This window comes from Thiocapsa sp. UBA6158 (assembly GCF_002423035.1).
Classification (GTDB): Bacteria; Pseudomonadota; Gammaproteobacteria; order Chromatiales; family Chromatiaceae; genus Thiocapsa.
Map to the genome: position 1 here is coordinate 23,497 of NZ_DIUM01000096.1, position 14,213 is coordinate 37,709.

General features: G+C 65.0%; 11 protein-coding genes and 3 pseudogenes. 1 reads left to right on the forward strand and 13 read right to left on the reverse strand.

Annotated elements, in window-relative coordinates; genetic code table 11:
• Positions 1 to 272 (reverse strand): annotated as a pseudogene (gene secA / locus B4N44_RS13320) (preprotein translocase subunit SecA); the annotation flags it as partial.
• Positions 273 to 435: 163 nt separating this feature from the next.
• A complete protein-coding gene (locus tag B4N44_RS13325; protein ID WP_296701620.1) occupies positions 436 to 1,146 on the reverse strand; it encodes a M23 family metallopeptidase in 711 nt (236 codons plus the stop codon).
• 377 nt (positions 1,147 to 1,523) lie between these two features.
• Between B4N44_RS13325 and B4N44_RS13330 the strand changes: the two genes are divergently transcribed.
• The gene (locus tag B4N44_RS13330) at positions 1,524 to 2,144 is read left to right on the forward strand and encodes a DUF721 domain-containing protein (RefSeq protein WP_296701623.1); all 621 of its coding nucleotides are present in this window, start codon (positions 1,524 to 1,526) and stop codon (positions 2,142 to 2,144) included.
• A gap of 120 nt (positions 2,145 to 2,264) precedes the next feature.
• Here B4N44_RS13330 and lpxC read toward each other — a convergent pair whose 3' ends face one another.
• The 11 genes and pseudogenes from lpxC to B4N44_RS13385 form a co-directional block, all read right to left on the reverse strand.
• Positions 2,265 to 3,176 (reverse strand): UDP-3-O-acyl-N-acetylglucosamine deacetylase, encoded by a 912-nt coding sequence (lpxC, locus tag B4N44_RS13335; RefSeq protein WP_296701625.1) that lies wholly within the window; start codon positions 3,174 to 3,176, stop codon positions 2,265 to 2,267.
• A 251-nt stretch (positions 3,177 to 3,427) separates the two neighbouring features.
• Positions 3,428 to 4,598 (reverse strand): annotated as a pseudogene (ftsZ, locus tag B4N44_RS13340) (cell division protein FtsZ).
• Between the two features lie 302 nt (positions 4,599 to 4,900).
• Positions 4,901 to 6,136, reverse strand: a complete 1,236-nt coding sequence (gene ftsA / locus B4N44_RS13345; RefSeq protein WP_296701627.1) for a cell division protein FtsA — start codon at positions 6,134 to 6,136, stop codon at positions 4,901 to 4,903.
• Positions 6,137 to 6,142: 6 nt separating this feature from the next.
• Positions 6,143 to 6,937: a cell division protein FtsQ/DivIB gene (locus B4N44_RS13350; RefSeq protein ID WP_296701629.1), complete on the reverse strand. Its 795-nt coding sequence runs from the start codon at positions 6,935 to 6,937 to the stop codon at positions 6,143 to 6,145.
• The gene (locus tag B4N44_RS13355) at positions 6,930 to 7,865 is read right to left on the reverse strand and encodes a D-alanine--D-alanine ligase (RefSeq protein ID WP_296701630.1); all 936 of its coding nucleotides are present in this window, start codon (positions 7,863 to 7,865) and stop codon (positions 6,930 to 6,932) included. The genes B4N44_RS13350 and B4N44_RS13355 overlap by 8 nt, the downstream gene beginning before the upstream one ends.
• A complete protein-coding gene (gene murB, locus B4N44_RS13360) occupies positions 7,862 to 8,737 on the reverse strand; it encodes a UDP-N-acetylmuramate dehydrogenase (RefSeq protein WP_296701632.1) in 876 nt (291 codons plus the stop codon). Before murB ends, B4N44_RS13355 begins: the two co-directional genes overlap by 4 nt.
• Entirely contained in the window at positions 8,734 to 10,164 is a 1,431-nt protein-coding gene (gene murC / locus B4N44_RS13365; RefSeq protein ID WP_296701634.1) for a UDP-N-acetylmuramate--L-alanine ligase, read from the reverse strand. Before murC ends, murB begins: the two co-directional genes overlap by 4 nt.
• On the reverse strand, positions 10,161 to 11,255 hold the full coding sequence (gene murG / locus B4N44_RS13370) for an undecaprenyldiphospho-muramoylpentapeptide beta-N-acetylglucosaminyltransferase (protein ID WP_296701636.1): 1,095 nt from the start codon (positions 11,253 to 11,255) through the stop codon (positions 10,161 to 10,163). The genes murC and murG overlap by 4 nt, the downstream gene beginning before the upstream one ends.
• Positions 11,240 to 12,454: a putative lipid II flippase FtsW gene (gene ftsW / locus B4N44_RS13375; protein ID WP_296701638.1), complete on the reverse strand. Its 1,215-nt coding sequence runs from the start codon at positions 12,452 to 12,454 to the stop codon at positions 11,240 to 11,242. The genes murG and ftsW overlap by 16 nt, the downstream gene beginning before the upstream one ends.
• Complete coding sequence (murD, locus tag B4N44_RS13380; protein ID WP_296701640.1) at positions 12,451 to 13,803, reverse strand: UDP-N-acetylmuramoyl-L-alanine--D-glutamate ligase; 1,353 nt, start codon at positions 13,801 to 13,803, stop codon at positions 12,451 to 12,453. Before murD ends, ftsW begins: the two co-directional genes overlap by 4 nt.
• A gap of 114 nt (positions 13,804 to 13,917) precedes the next feature.
• Positions 13,918 to 14,213 (reverse strand): annotated as a pseudogene (locus B4N44_RS13385) (phospho-N-acetylmuramoyl-pentapeptide-transferase); the annotation flags it as partial.

Below are 14,213 nucleotides of genomic sequence, written 5' to 3' on the forward strand. Positions count from 1 at the left end.
CCGCCGACCATCTGCACGTCGAAGTGGCGCAGGCCGAGCGTTCGCTTGGATGCCTCGCGCACAACCGCGAATGCCTCGGGGATCAAGCTGTCGAGATCGGCACCCGCAGCAAGTCGCTCGCGAAACTCAGTCGTCTTCGCGGCCAGGGCCTGATCCGAGAGTGGCTCGAGTTCGGGCTCGAGGGCGTTGATCCGTGCGACGGACTTGAGCAGTGTCTTGACGAGCCGGTCATTCCGGCTGCCGAAGACCTTCTTGAACAGATGCTTGACCATCGGATACGTTTGAGACCTGTCGGGAAAATCCCGGCATGATACCGGAATTCAACGACAACCGCAGGTGCCGTCGGAGGTGCGCCCGGGGCCGGGGTCTGCGGCGCCTGCCTGGACAAACCCCCGGCAACCCCACGCCCCCGATTGCTACAGAGGCACCCGCGTCCTAACCGGGTTGATCCTCGGACGCGCTGGCCAGCACGGGCCTGGGTTGACGGTCGATATAGCGGAAGGGATCGACCGCCTTGCCGTCCTTGATCACCTCGAAATGGACATGTGGACCGGTCGCGGTCCCGGAGGATCCGACCGTCGCGATCTTCTGTCCCTGCCGAACCATCTGGCCCTCTTTGACCAGGTTGTCCTGGTTGTGGGCATAGCGCGTGACCAGCCCGTTGACATGCCGGATGTCGACCGTGCGCCCGTACCCGCCCTTGCGACCACTGAAGGTCACGACACCGTCGGCGACCGCGACGATCGGAGTACCGCGTGGACTTGCGAAGTCGACACCCTCGTGGAAGAGGCGCTTCTTCTTGATGGGATGCACCCGAAAACCGAATCTCGAGGTGATGTAGCCGGAGCGGACCGGCCAACCGGAGGGCATCACCTGCGCGGCGAGACCCTTATCCACGATGACGTCTTCGAGGACCTCGAGCTTGCGCTTGCGATCCTGAACCAGGCTGACCATGCTGCCGAGCTCGCTGGCGATCTCGCGGATCGTAAAGTCACGCGCCGGACCTTCCTCGGCACCGCCACGCGGCGGCGGATCCGTGAAATCGAACTCTTCGGGATTCAGTCCGGACATCTGAACCAGTCGTTCGCCGAGCGCATTCAACCTGAGCAGCTCGGCTTGCATCTCGCCGACGCGCGAGGCGATCACATCCAGATCTTCGGTAGCAGCGGGGGCGGACGAGAGGATGGAATTTGCGGGCGAGGAACGGGGAACGAGGGACGGCTGAGTGCGAGTGTCGACAATTGGCGTCATATTTTGGTAGTGCCCGATCCAGAATCCTAATCCTCCACCGGCCAAGGTAAACAAGATAACGGCCAAGAGTGCTATAACGGCCTGTCCGCGAGCGGTTTTTCGTCGATCGAGGTGGTGCATCGTTTTTACTCTGCTTTGGTCTTTACTGTTGAGCGCTGGGCATATCTTTTAATTGTCGCCACAATCGCGCCTCAGGTCGATTCGTTTTTCGCCGCAAGCAAACATCGAGACGCGGTTTGCTCAGGCCTTGCGCATGTCGAGGTAGACCACCGATGCTTCGTCCGGGATTGGCCCACGTCCGTGAGCTCCTTCAGTCCAACCGATTGATCCGTCGGCATCTCGAGCACCGCGACCGGGAGCTGGCGCTGCTCGGCATGGTCTTGAGCCGGTTGCCCGATCCGCTGCGTGCACATTGTCGAGACGCCGTGCTTGCCGATGGCGTCCTGACGCTTTTTCTCGATTCGCCGGCTTGGGTCACACGCGCACGCTTTCAGATCGATGATCTGACTCGAGCCCTCGAGCGCGAGGGCGTCGCGAAGGTGATCACTCAGGTCCGCGTCCGCGCACAGGGCGACGGGGTGGATGCCCTCGGGGCGAAACTGCCGGGGGCGGTCGAGGGGCAACCGAGCGGCGGCCGACTGACCGATCGGACGCTTACGCATCTGCTCGGCGCGGCGGACGGGATGTCGGATCCGGTGCTGGCCGAGATCTTTCGGCGTTTCGCAAAAAACCATACCCCGACCACCATGAGGACGGTCGGGGATGGGGAGGATGAATCGCCGGGATCGCGCGTCGCCGGAAAGACGCCCGCTCCGAAGTCGGCCCAAACCACGTCCGGAGCGAGATGCTCAGTTTCGAGCGAGCTCGACATGTGCCGCATCCACGACCCTTAACGGGGACGCAGTCTAAAATGATATCTCTTTTAATATCTTAAACCGCGCCAACTCCAACGGTCGCCAAGTCCCCCGGGGCCGATCCCATCCAGAAATATCGCATACCGCGCCGGGCGCGGTTTAGGCCAATGCTACCGGGTGTGCATAGCAGATCGGGGATTCGGCGGAGTCTTCGAACACCACCTCTTCCCAGGCGCTGACGTCCGCCACCAATGCGCGCAATAGGTTGTTGTTGAGCGCGTGCCCGGACTTGTGGGCCTGGAAAGATCCGATCAGGGTGTGCCCCAAGAGATAGAGATCACCGATCGCATCCAGGATCTTGTGCTTCACGAACTCGTCTTCGTAACGCAAACCTTCGTCGTTGAGAACACGGTATTCATCGACAACCACGGCGTTGTCGAGACTGCCCCCGAGCGCCAGATTCTGTGCACGCAAGGCCTCGATTTCGCGCAGAAAACCGAAGGTACGTGCACGGCTGACCTCTTTGACGAACGAGGAGGTCGAGAAATCGATGATCGCCCGGTTGGAGCGCGCATGGAATGCCGGATGGTCGAAGTCGATCGAAAACTCCACCTTGAATCCGTTGTAAGGCGTGAAGCGCGCGTATTTGTCGCCGTCGCGCACCTCGACCGGCCGTTTGATCCGGATGAAGCGCTTGGCACGGTTCTGCTCTTCCACACCTGCCGACTGCACCAGGAACACGAAAGGTCCGGCACTGCCGTCCATGATCGGCACCTCGGCGGCGCCGACATCCACATAGGCGTTGTCGATCCCGAGTCCGGCAAAGGCGGACAGGATGTGCTCGACCGTCGAGACGCGGACATCGCCCTTGACCAAGGTCGTGGACAGCCGGGTATCGCCGACATTGAACGGGGTCGCCTTGATCTCGACGGGCACGTCCAAATCGACCCGACGGAAGATGATCCCCGTATCGGGAGCCGCCGGCCGCAAGGTCAACGGAATCTTCTCGCCGGTGTGCAGGCCGACACCGGTCGCCCGGATCACATTCTTCAAGGTACGCTGCTTGAGCATCGGTCGAGGTCTCCCATCGCAAGCCATGGCGGCTATCGGCATCCGTTGCCGGCTGATCGACGACCGAGCGTGACCCGGCGAATCCATGCCGGTGCCACGGTCGTTTTCCATTCGTCATGTTGTTTTGCGGCTCGCATGCGAGCCACCTGCCGATAAGCTTAGGGTTTTCCCCGACGTTTATCAAGATCAACAACGAACCATTTTAAAGACGACTGTTTTAGAAGAACTATTCGATACAGGGAAACCCCTGATCAATCGGCCTGGCGGCGCAGGAACGCCGGGATATCGAGATAGTCGAGATCGCTCTCGACCACCGCTTCCGCCGCCGCTGCGGCACCGCCGCGGCGATAGATGGCGGGACGCCCGAGGTCGTTGTAGTTGGGCGCGCTCTCGTTGCTGCCCGCACTGCTGACCAGATGCATCGCCGCCGCCTCATGGGCGCCCTGGCGCTTGAGCATGACGCGACGCTCGCCCAGCCCGGTCGCCACGACGGTGACGCGCAGCTCGTCATCCAGAGTCGGATCGATGACGGTACCCACCACGACCGTCGCATCGTCGTCGGCGAAATCACGCACCGTATTGCCGACCTCGTCGAATTCGCCGATGGTCAGGCTCAAGCCGGCGGTGATATTGACCAGAATGCCCTTCGCACCGGCCAGGTCGATGTCCTCCAGCAGCGGGCTGCGGATGGCGGCCTCGGCCGCCTCGCGGGCACGATGCTCGCCGCGCGCGGCACCCGTACCCATCATGGCCACGCCCATCTCGGACATGACGGTCTTCACATCGGCGAAGTCGACGTTGATCAAGCCCGGACGCGTGATCAGCTCGGCGATACCTTGGGTGGCATGCAACAGCACGTCGTTGGCGGCGCTGAAGGCGCCGAGCAGGCTCATATCCTTACCCAGAACCGCCAGGAGCTTTTCGTTGGGGATGGTGATCAGGGAGTCGACGTGCTTGGCCAACTCGGCAATCCCTTCCTCGGCGATGCGGCGACGCTTGGTCCCCTCGAACGGGAAAGGCTTGGTCACCACCGCAACCGTGAGGATCCCGAGCTCCTTCGCGACCTGCGCCACGACCGGCGCGGCGCCGGTACCCGTNNCCGCCGCCCATGCCGGCGGTGATGAACACCATGTCTGCACCTTCCAGTGCCTCTTGGATGCGATCGCGGTCCTCCATCGCGGAGTTGCGGCCGACCTCGGGGTCCGCCCCCGCGCCCAATCCCTTGGTGATGCCGGCGCCGAGCTGAAGGATGGTCTTCACCTGCGAACTCTTCAACGCTTGAGCGTCGGTGTTGGCGCAGATGAAGTCGACCCCTTCGATGGTCGCGGCGACCATATGGTTGACGGCGTTCCCGCCGCCGCCCCCGACCCCGACGACCTTGATGACGGCACTCTGACTGTGGGTATCCATGAGCTCAAACATGCTGTTGTCTCCTCTCGAATGCGTATGTTGCACGACCTATGAAACCTCGTACGTGCGCGCCACGGCGCGAACGCCCCCCGACACCGCCGCGACGCAAGACGCGCCGTAGCTCGAGGCCGCAGGCCGCGGCCCCCCGACCGACGGGGCTTGACCAAACACCCCGTCCCATACTCGCCTTCAACGGGGTGAAAGCCTCCGCCGAAAGCATCCGACCGACTCAAACCGCCTCGGCGAGCACCCGCACGTCGTTCGGCAACGCCCGAACAATCAGCGACCGCAACGGGTCAACCGATACGACTTGATCAAAAGTTGCCCTGGAACCAACTGCGCATCCGCGCCCAAGCACCCCGCAGCCCGGCGGAATCCCCGATCTCCGGACGCCGCGAGAAGCGGTGCTGACGCGCGTACATCAGCAAGCCCACCCCGGTGGAATAGATCGGATTGTTCACCACCTCGTCCATCCCGATGACGTACTGCGGGACGCCCAGACGCACCGGCATGTGAAAGACCTCCTCGGCCAGCTCGATGAGGCCCTCCATCTTCGAGCTGCCGCCGGTCAACACCACGCCGCCCGCGACCAGATCCTCGAAACCGCTGCGGCGCAGCTCGTTATGGAGCAGGGTCAGAAGCTCCTCGTAACGCGGCTCGACCACCTCGGCCAAGGTCTGGCGCGAAAGCCTGCGTGGCGGGCGATCGCCGATGCTCGGCACCTCGATGGACTCGCTGTTGGCCGCCAGTTGCGCCAGCGCGCAGGCATGCTTGACCTTGATCAGCTCGGCATGCTGCGTCGGCGTGCGCAGCGCGACCGCGATGTCGTTGGTGACCTGATCGCCGGCGATCGGGATCACCGCGGTGTGACGAATCGCCCCGTCGGTGAAGACGGCGAGATCCGTCGTCCCGCCGCCGATGTCGACGACACAGACGCCGAGCTCCTTCTCGTCGTCGCCGAGCACCGAATAGCTCGAGCTGAGCTGCGCGAGCACCAGGTCGTCGACCTCGAGCCCGCAGCGCCGGATGCATTTGATGATGTTCTGGGCTGCACTCACCGCACCCGTGACCATGTGCACGCGGGCCTCGAGGCGCACGCCGCACATCCCGATCGGCTCGCGAATTCCCTCTTGGTCGTCGATGATGAACTCCTGCGGCAGGATGTGCAGGATCTTCTGATCGGCCGGGATCGCCACGGCGCGCGCCGCATCGATGACCCGATCGACATCGGCTTGGGTGACCTCGACCTCCTTGATCGCGGTAATGCCGTGCGAGTTGAGGCTGCGCACATGGCTGCCGGCGATCCCGGCATGCACCGAATGAATCTCGCAGCCGGCCATCAGCTCGGCCTCCTCGACCGCGCGCTGAATCGACTGGACGGTCGACTCGATGTCGACGACCACGCCCTTCTTCAGACCCCGCGAGGGGTGTGTGCCGATACCGATGATCTCGATCTGGTTGTCGTCCTTGAGCTCGCCGACCAAGGCGGCGACCTTCGAGGTCCCGATATCCAGGCCCACCAATAGATTCTTGTCGTTACGTCTCGACATCCGGTCTTATCCTCGTTTGCCGGATCGCGTAGGGCGATCCGTTGTCGCGCGAGCCTGCGGCTCGGCGTTCGCTGCCCATTTCACGGCGAAACCGTTGCTGTAGCGCAGGTCCACCACCAGCGGCTGACCGGCCGCCTCCAATTGCGTCGCGCTGGCGATATAGCGCGCAAGCCGCTGATCGACGCCTTCCGTGCCGAGATACAACTCGACCCCCATGACCAGCTCGACACGCCAAGCCCCGCGCGGATCGACCGAAAGGGTCTGGATCAGATGGCCGATCAACATCAGATCGTCGCGCCACTGCACGTAGCGCTTCACAACCTCGGGCGCACGTCGATCCTCGCCTTCGAGCAGCGGCAGACCCGCCGGGACCGTACCCGTACCGGGCCGAAAAACGATGCCCTCGGCGGTCACCAGACCGTCGCGATTCCAGCGCGCGATCGGGCGGTGCTCCTCGACCGCGACCTGCAGCCGATCCGGCCACACGCGCCGGACGCTAGCGCGCCCGACCCAGGCCAGATCCTCCGCGGCCTGCTTCAAATCCTTCAGATCCGCCGTCAGGATGCCGCCGCGCAACCGCTCGCTGATGGTCTCCTGCAACAAACGTGACGAATGGTGATGCAGCTCACCCTCGACCTCGATGATGCGCACCGGCAACAGCTGCGGTTCCCAATGACCGAGCAGCCAAATCCCGCTCGCCATCACCGAGATCAAAAGGAACCCGACCAGAGCAAGCCAAGGCCCGGAGCGGTGCTCACGCACCTCCACGACCGGGGGGGTGATGCGTGCCGGGTCAGCCACGGTCGAGACTCGTCTCCAGGATCCGCCAAACCAGGGTGTCGAAGTCCAGCCCCGCCACCCGCGCGGCCATCGGCACCAGGCTGTGATCGGTCATCCCGGGCACCGTGTTGATCTCCAGCAGGAACGGCTCGCCGCTCCCGTCGACCATCAGGTCGACACGACCCCAACCACTCGCACCGGTCGCCTCGAAGGCGTCGAGCGCGAGTCGCTGCAAGCGCGACTCATCCGCTTCGGGCAGACCGCAGGGACAGTGATAGCGCGTGCTGTCGGCCCGGTACTTTGCTTCGAAGTCGTAAAAGGCGTGTGGCGTTTCGAGCCGGATCATGGGGAGCGCTTCCTGTCCGAGCACGGCACAGGTGTATTCGGCCCCCTGAATCCAACGCTCGGCGAGGACCAGTGCGTCGTAACCGCGTGCCGCGCGCCAGGCATCGGCGAGTGCGGCCCGGTCCTCGACGCGCGCCATCCCGATGCTCGAACCCTCGTGAACCGGCTTGATCATGAGCGGAAAGCCCAACGCCTCGGCACCGGCCAGATCGGCCTGCGTGCGCAGCAGCACCGAGGCGGCCGTCGGCAGGCCGCAGCCCGTCCAAGCCAGCTTGCAGCGATACTTGTCCATGCCCAGCGCCGAGCCCAGCACACCGGAGCCCGTGTAGGGCATCCCGATGGTCTCCAGCGCGCCCTGGATCTGACCGTCTTCGCCGCCGCGCCCGTGCAAAATGATGAAGGCGCGATCGAAGCCCCCGGTGCGCAGATGCTCCAGAACGCGCTCGTCCGGATCCAGCGCATGGGCGTCGATGCCCTGACGCAGCAAGGCGGCCAGCACGGCACTGCCGCTCTTGAGCGAGATCTCGCGCTCCGCCGCGCGCCCGCCGAGGAGCACGGCGACCTTGCCGAAGCGAGCGCGCGCCTGAATTTTCTCCGGTGTCATGGATGCTCTCCGGCGATTTGTTTGACCTCGGGCACCAGTCTGACGCCCGTGGCGTCCTCGACCCGACGCTGCACCAGGTCGATCAGCTCGCGGATGTCCGCGGCACTGGCCGCGCCCGTGTTGATGATGAAGTTCGCGTGCTTTTCGGACACCTGAGCACCGCCGATCCGATACCCCTTGAGCCCCTGCGCCTCGATCAAGCGGGCGGCATGATCGCCGGGCGGATTGCGGAACACGGATCCGCAGCTCGGCAGCCCCACGGGCTGTGTTTGCGCACGCCGGTGGAGCAGTTCGCGAATCCGGGCCATCCCCGCCTTGCCGTCGCCGGGAGCAAGCTCCAGCGCGACGTCCAGGAACCACTCGCCGGGTGGTCCGACGACCTCGCGGTAGCCGATCGAGAAATCGGTCGGCACCCGTTCGCGAATCCGACCGAACCGATCGATGGTCCGCACCGAGACCACATGCGCCCAGGTCTCGCCGCCCCAGGCGCCCGCATTCATCGCGAGCGCGCCACCCATGGTGCCGGGGATGCCGGCAAGGAACTCGCACCCGACCAGATCGTGCCGCGCCGCGAAACGCGCCACCTTGGCACAGGAGACACCGGACTCGGCATGAATCCCGGTCGCACCCCGTCGTTCCAACCGGGTCAGACAGGCCTGGGTTTGGATCACCGTGCCGGGAAAACCCGCGTCGTCCACCAGCAGGTTACTCCCGAGCCCGAGCCACAAGAGCGGCTCCTGCGGGTCGAGCCGCTCCAGGAAGGTGCCCAGATCCGCCGCATCCGTCGGCCGAAAAAAACGGCGCGCAGGCCCGCCGACCCGCCAACTGGTGTGGCGGGAGAGCGGCTCGCGCTCGCGCAGCTCGCCCATCATGCCTCCGACCGGGCCATCAAGCTCGGCAGACGCGCCGCCAAGCCGCCGATGTCGCCGGCACCCATCACCAGCACCATATCCCCGTCGAGCACCAGATTGTCCAAAAGTCCCGGAACCTCGTCGATCGCCTGTGCGAAGACCGGATCCAGCTCGCCGCGCGTGCGGATCGCACGGCTCAATGCACGCCCGTCGGCACCCGCGATCGGCGCCTCGCCGGCTGGGTAGACCTCGCACAAGACCAGCGCGTCCGTGCTGGACAAGACCGCCACGAAGTCCTCGAACTGCTCCTGCGTCCGCGTATACCGATGGGGTTGGAAGACTAGGACCAGCCGGCGTCCGGGCCAACCGGCACGCGCGGCCGCCAAGGTGGCCGCGATTTCGCGCGGATGGTGACCGTAGTCGTCGACCAAGAGGAGTCGGCGACCGCGCATGTCCGTCAGCTCGCTCATCATGAAGCGGCGCCCGACCCCTTCGAACCGGGACAGGGCACGCGCGATCGCCTCCTCTTCGACACCCAGCTCGAGCGCGACGCTGATGGCGGCCAGGGCGTTCAACACGTTGTGCCGACCGGGCAGATTCAGATCGATCTCCAGCGGCGACTCGAGATCCCGCGCCTCGACGCGGAAACGGGTGCGCATGCCGTCCTGACGAATTTCGACCGCGCGCACGTCGGCCTCCGCGCGCGTGCCGTAGGTCCGCACCGGGCGCGGTACCGTCTCGATCAAGGCACGGATCTCGTCGTCGTCGATACAGAGCACCGCTAGCCCGTAGAAGGGCAAATGATGCAGGAACTCCGTGAAGGTGCTACGCAACCGATTGAAGTCGTTGCCGTAGGTGCGCATGTGATCGGCATCGATATTGGTGACGATCGAGATCATGGGCTGCAGATAGAGGAAGGAAGCATCGCTCTCGTCGGCCTCGGCGACCAGATATTTGGTCGTCCCCAGCTTGGCATTGGCTCCCGCACTGTTGAGCCGACCGCCGATCACGAAGGTCGGGTCGAGCCCGCCCTCGGCGAGGATGCTGGCCACCAGGCTCGTGGTCGTCGTCTTGCCGTGCGTCCCGGCCACCGCCACACCGTAGTAGAAACGCATCAGCTCGGCGAGCATCTCGGCGCGCCGCACGATCGGGATGCGCCCAGCTCTGGCCCCTTGGATCTCGGGATTGGTTTCGTCGATCGCGCTCGACACCACGACGGCGTCCGCATCCGCGACCTGCTCGGCCCGGTGACCGATGAAGATCTCGACACCCAACCCTTTGAGACGACGCGTCGCATCGCTCTCGCGCAGATCCGACCCCGCGACCTCGTAGCCCAGATTAGCCACCAGCTCGGCGATGCCGCTCATCCCGGAGCCACCGATCCCCACAAAGTGGAGTCGGCGAACCCGACCCATCCGGGCGGCGGTATGTTGAAGGTGTGCGTTCATCGACCGGCGACCTCTAAGCAAGCAGCCGCAATCCGTCCCGCGGCATCCGGCTGCGCGCGCCCGCGGGCCGCATCGGCCATCGCCGACAGGATCTCGCGATCGCCCAGCAATTCATGGAGCAGCGCGGTCAAATCGGCAACGGTCAGATCGCGCTGAATCACAAGTCGCGCCGCGCCGACATCGGCGAGATAGCGGGCATTGCCGACCTGATGGTCGTCGACCGCAAACGGATAAGGCACCAAGACCGAGGCGACGCCGGCGGCGGCCAGCTCCGAGACGGTGAGCGCGCCGGCACGGCAGACGACCAGGTCGGCCCAACCGTAGGCCTCGGCCATGTCGTTGATAAAGGGAACGACCTCGGCCGCGACACCGACCGCCCGATAGCCCGCCCGCGCGGTCTCGAGCGTGCGCTCGCCGGCCTGATGGCGCACGCTCGGACGCCGCTCCGCCGGCAGCCCCGCCAGCGCGGCGGGGACCATCTCGTTGAGGACCTGAGCCCCGAGCGATCCGCCCAGAATCAGCAGTCGAGCCGGCTCGGCAGCCCCTTCCGTGCGGCGCCGGGCCAGGCGCTCGCGCGGCGGCGGCAGATCGACGATCGCGCGGCGCACCGGATTTCCGCAAGCCTGCGCACCACGGACACCCGGGAAGCTCCCGGGAAATGCCTCGAACACCCGTGTCGCGATCCGCGCCAACCACTGATTGGTCATCCCGGGCACGAAGTTCTGCTCATGGATCACCAGCGGCAGACCCAACACCCGAGCGGCCAAGCCACCGGGTCCGGAGACGAATCCACCCATCCCCAAGACCACCGAGGGACGACGTCGACGCAGGATCCGTGCAGCCTGCCAGAGTGCAACCGCAATCTTGAAGGGGGCGCCGAGGATCTGAGCGACCCCCTTGCCGCGCAGTCCTTCAATGCGGATCCACTCCATCTCCAAGTCGTGCTCGGGCACCAGACGCGACTCCATCCCGTGACGCGTGCCGATCCAGAAGACACCCACACCCTGCTCGCGCAAACGCTCGGCGACCGCAAGCGCGGGAAAGACATGGCCGCCGGTTCCCCCGGCCATGATGGCTACGCTCGCACCCATGGCAGCCTCCGCCCCGGCCCCTTCTCGGCCTCGATCCGACGGACCGTCGCATCGATCCGCAGAAGGATCGCGATCGACATACAGGCCGCAATCAGGCTGTTGCTCCCGTAGCTCATGAAGGGCAGCGTCAAACCCTTGGTCGGCAACATCCCGACATTCACGCCGATGTTCACGAAGGCCTGCAGACCGAGACCGAGGCCGATCCCCTGGGCGACATAGGCGGAGAAACGTTCGGCGACGGCCTCCGCACGCGCCCCGATGGAGAAGGCACGCCACGTCAGGAACACGAATGCCGTGATCAGCATCAGCATCCCGACAAGACCGAGCTCCTCGCCGACGACCGACGCAATAAAGTCCGTATGGGCCTCCGGAAGAAAGAACTGCTTCTGGATCCCGTTGCCCAGCCCCACACCGAGCCACTCACCGCGACCGAAGGCGATCAAGGCCTGGCTCAACTGATAGCCCGTGTTGAAGGGATCCTCAAAGGGATCCAAAAAGGAGGTCACGCGCTGCAGTCGATAGGGCGAGATGATGACCAGCACCAAGAGCCCGGCGGCGACGACCAGGAACAAGACGACAAAGGGCATGAGGCTGACACCGCCCAAGAACAGCATACCCATGACGGTCGCGAGCATGACCGCCGTGGTCCCGAAGTCTGGCTGCTGGAGGATCAGCGTACCGGCGATTCCGATCAAAATCATGGGCCGGATAAATCCCGAGATCCGGTTGACCACGTCGTCGGCGTGGCGCACCAGGTATCCGGAGACGTAGATGGTCGCGAACAGCTTCATCAGCTCGGAGGGCTGAAGATTCAGCGGACCGAGCGGGATCCAGCGCGTCGCGCCGTTGACCTCGCGGCCCACACCCGGCACCAACACCAAGACGAGCGATAGGAGACCGAACAGAAAAAGCCAGACCCCGCCGCGCTCCCACCACTCGACGGGCACGCTGTAGGCCAGGACAGCCGCGGTCAAGGCGAGCCCCAGCGCAAAGCCGTGGCGCGTGACATAATAGAAGGGATCGTTGCAGCAGTTGGACGCGATCGACATCGATGCCGAGGCGACCATCACAACGCCGAACGCCACTAATCCCAAGGCGCAAAAGAGCAAGGCGTAGTCGACTCCGGCGACCGAACGCTCGCGCCGGCGCTGTGCACTGCGCGCTGGATTTCCACGTACCTGGCGGGCAGCAACCGTCATGCTCCGAGCCCCCGTACCGCTTCGGCGAAGACTCGCCCGCGATGCTCGTAGCTTTCGAACATATCGAAACTGGCGCAGGCCGGCGAGAGGAGGACCGTATCGCCGGGCCGGGCGATCGCCGCCGCCCGGGCGACCGCGTCCTGCATGCTCGCGGCTTCCAACAGCGGAACCTCGCCGTCCAACGCCTGCGCGATCAGCCCGGCGTCGCGTCCGATCAGAACCACCGCGCGTGCCGTACGCTTGACCGCCGAGCGCAGAGGCGCGAAGTCGGCATCCTTGCCCTCGCCGCCGGCGATCAGGACTGCACGGCCGGTGCTCCCGGGAGGAATCAAGCCTTCGAGTGCCGCCACCGTCGCCCCCGGATTGGTCCCTTTGGAATCGTCGTACCAGCGCACGCCGTCGCGCTCGGCGACCAGCTCGCTGCGGTGCGGCAGACCCGAGAAACGACGCAGAACCGCGCAGCACTGCTCCATCGGCAGGCCGCATCCGGATGCCAGCGCCAAGGCCGCAAGGGCGTTCGCCAGGTTGTGCAGACCCGCGATGCGGACCTCGGAGACCGACATCAGGGGCTGCGTCCCTCGGCAGATCCAACGTGCCCCGTCGTGGACGCGCAGCCCGAAATCACCGCCCGTCGGCTCGCCGAGGGTGAATCCGATCTCAAGCTCGGCTTCGCGCAACATGGCCGCGACGATCGGATCGTCGCGGTTCACGACGGCGACACGTGCTCCGCGGTAGATGCGCGCCTTGGTCTGCGCATAGGCGTCCAGATCCGGGTAGCGGTCCATGTGGTCGGCCGAGATATTGAGCACGACCGACACATCGGCGCCGAGACCGAAGGTGGTCTCCAATTGGAAGCTCGACAGCTCCAGGACATAGCGCTCGACCGAGGAGTCCAGCAAACCCAACGCCGGCTCGCCCAGATTTCCGCCGACGGACACACGCTCTCCGGCGGCCGCAGCCATCTGCCCGACCAGGGTCGTCACCGTGCTCTTGCCGTTCGATCCGGTGATGGCGCAGATCGGCGCCCGAGCGGCACGTGCGAAGAGCTCGATGTCGCCGATGACCTCGACACCGCGTGCCATCGCATCCCGAATCAAGGGGTCGGAGACCGGAACACCCGGACTGACGATCAAACGCGCGGCGGCTGCGAAGGCTTCGGACTCGAATCCGCCGACGAAGACCGCGACCTCGGGCATCTCATCACGCAATTGCTGCAAGCCGGGCGGATTCTCGCGCGAGTCGGTCACGGCCGTCGCGATGCCTTGCGAGCGCAAATAACGGGCACAGGAAAGCCCTGTCTTACCGAGCCCGACCACCAGGGTCTTCGCGGTATCGGACAGCAGACTCATCGTAGCTGCTCGCAAGACATGCGCGGACCTGTGCCGCGATTGTCCGTTTCGATCGCTTTCATTCCCCCCCCCCGTCGAATCAAAGCCTACACGCGCCCAAGGCTGGCGCTGCGCTTAGCGGATCTTCAAGCTCGCCAATCCGACCAGCACCAAAACGAACGTCACGATCCAGAAGCGGACGATGACACGCGGCTCGGGCCAGCCTTTGAGCTCGAAATGATGGTGGATCGGCGCCATTCGGAAGATGCGCTTGCCGGTGAGCTTGAAGGACATCACCTGCATCATGACCGAGATGGTCTCCACCACGAAGACGCCGCCCATCACGAAGAGCACCAGCTCCTGACGCGCCGCTACCGCGACCACCCCGAGCGCGGCCCCCAACGCCAGTGCACCGACGTCGCCCATGAAGA